This window comes from Ornithinibacter sp. (assembly GCF_035443565.1).
Lineage (GTDB): Bacteria > Actinomycetota > Actinomycetes > Actinomycetales > Dermatophilaceae > Fodinibacter.
The window spans coordinates 17,363-19,907 of the sequence record NZ_DAORSO010000037.1; the positions used below are offsets into that span (position 1 = coordinate 17,363).

Sequence of the window (2,545 nt, forward strand, 5' to 3'; positions counted from 1 at the left end):
GCAACACGCAGGCCGTGAGGCGCCGTTCCCTGCGTGTTGCCTTCTCTCGACGGGCCCACTCGGGCTGAGACCCGCCGTAGACTCCGCGGGTGAGCACCGCCACCGACGTCGACCCCACCGCCCGCGCCCGCGACCTGCTCGGGGTGTCCCGGCTGACCAACCAGGCCCTCACCAGCTGGCTGCACGGCCTGCCCGGTGTCGACCAGGTCGGCTGCGAGGCCCGGGCCGCCGCGCTCGGCACCCGCTCGATCAAGACCACGAGCAAGGCGTGGGCCATCGACACCGCCATCTCGATGATCGACCTCACGACCCTCGAGGGCGCCGACACCCCGGGCAAGGTCCGCGGCCTCGCGGCCAAGGCCCTGGTGCCCGACCCCACCGACATGAGCACCCCACGGCCCGCGGCGCTGTGCGTGTACGGCGACATGGTGGCCGTCGCCAAGGACGCCCTCGGCGGTGCAGCCATCAACGTCGCCGCCGTCGCCACGGCGTTCCCGAGCGGGCGGGCGAGCATGCCGGTCAAGCTCGCCGACACCCGCGACGCCGTCGAGGCCGGCGCCGACGAGATCGACATGGTCATCGACCGCGGCGCGTTCCTCAGTGGCGACTACCTCACCGTCTTCCGCGAGATCGCCGAGGTCAAGCAGGTCTGCGGCAGCGCCCGGCTCAAGGTGATCATGGAGACCGGCGAGCTCGTGACCTACGACAACGTCCGCCGCGCCTCCTGGCTGTCGATGCTCGCCGGCGGCGACTTCATCAAGACCTCCACCGGCAAGATCTCCCCCGCCGCGACGCTCCCCGTCACGCTCGTCATGCTCGAGGCCGTGCGCGACTGGCACGACACCACCGGTGAGATGGTCGGCGTGAAGCCCGCGGGCGGCATCCGCACCAGCAAGGACGCGATCAAGTTCCTCGTCGCGGTCAGCGAGGTCGCCGGCGAGGCGTGGCTGACCAACGAGTGGTTCCGCTTCGGTGCGTCGAGCCTGCTCAACGACCTCATCCTGCAGCGCCAGCGGATGCGCACCGGCGCCTACTCGGGGGGCGACTACGTCGCCGACGACTCCCCCAGCCTGTACTGACCCTCTCGACGCGCCCAAAGGACCGAATCCCATGTCTCCCTTCGAGTACGCACCGGCACCCGAGTCGGCCGCCGTCGTCGACATCGCGAGCAGCTACGGCCTGTTCATCGGCGGCCAGTTCGTGCCCGCCACCGGCGGAACGCCGTTCAAGACCGTCAACCCGGCCACCGAGGAGGTGCTCGCCGAGATCTCCGAGGCGAGCAGCGACGACGTGGATGCCGCGGTGGCCGCCGCGCGGACGGCGTACACCCGCGTCTGGTCGCGGATGAGTGGCGCCGACCGCGGCAAGTACCTCTTCCGCATCGCGCGGATCCTGCAGGAGCGGGCCCGGGAGTTCGCCGTGCTCGAGACCCTCGACAACGGCAAGCCGATCAAGGAGTCGCGCGACGTCGACCTGCCGCTGGCTGCGGCGCACTTCTTCTACCACGCAGGCTGGGCCGACAAGCTCGACTACGCCTCGCTCGGCCCGAACCCGCGCCCCGTCGGGGTCGTCGGCCAGATCGTGCCGTGGAACTTCCCGCTGCTCATGCTCGCCTGGAAGGTCGCCCCGGCGCTGGCGTGCGGCAACACCGTCGTGCTCAAGCCGGCCGAGACCACGCCGCTGACGGCGCTGCTCTTCGCCGAGGTGTGCCAGCAGGCCGACCTGCCGCCGGGTGTCGTCAACATCATCACCGGCGCCGGCCCGACCGGACAGGCGATCGTCGACCACCCCGGCATCGACAAGCTGGCCTTCACCGGCTCGACGGCCGTCGGCAAGATGATCGCCCGCTCCATCGCCGGCACCCGCAAGCGCGCCACCCTCGAGCTCGGGGGCAAGGCGGCCAACATCATCTTCGACGACGCCCCCATCGACCAGGCGGTCGAGGGCATCGTCAACGGCATCTTCTTCAACCAGGGCCACGTGTGCTGCGCGGGCAGCCGGATCCTCGTGCAGGAGAACATCGCCGAGGACCTCGACCGGCGGCTAAAGCGGCGCCTGGCGACCCTGCGCGTCGGTGACCCGATGGACAAGAACACCGACGTCGGCGCCATCAACAGCCGCAAGCAGCTCGACCGCATCGAGGAGATGGTCGCGGTCGGCGAGGCCGAGGGGGCGCAGCGCTGGGACTCCGGCTGCGAGCTGCCGACCAACGGCTTCTGGTTCCGCCCGACCGTGTTCAGCGGGGTCAGCCAGACCCACCGCATCGCCCAGGAGGAGATCTTCGGGCCGGTGGTCTCGGTGCTCACCTTCCGCACACCCGCCGAGGCCGTGGCCAAGGCGAACAACACCCCGTACGGCCTGTCCGCCGGGGTGTGGACCGAGAAGGGCAGCCGCATCCTGTGGATGGCCGACCAGCTGCGCGCGGGCGTGGTGTGGGCCAACACGTTCAACAAGTTCGACCCGACCTCGCCGTTCGGCGGCTACAAGGAGTCGGGGTACGGCCGAGAGGGTGGCCGCCACGGGCTCGAGGCCTACGTGACGACGG

2 protein-coding genes are annotated in these 2,545 nt (G+C 70.6%); both read left to right on the forward strand.

Annotated elements, in window-relative coordinates:
• Nucleotides 1-89 precede the first annotated feature (89 nt).
• A complete protein-coding gene (deoC, locus tag PLL68_RS06305) occupies nucleotides 90-1,079 on the forward strand; it encodes a deoxyribose-phosphate aldolase (protein ID WP_502910678.1) in 990 nt (329 codons plus the stop codon).
• Nucleotides 1,080-1,110: 31 nt separating this feature from the next.
• Nucleotides 1,111-2,545 (forward strand): aldehyde dehydrogenase family protein (locus PLL68_RS06310; RefSeq protein WP_324532702.1); only part of this gene is annotated, 1,435 nt, incomplete at its 3' end.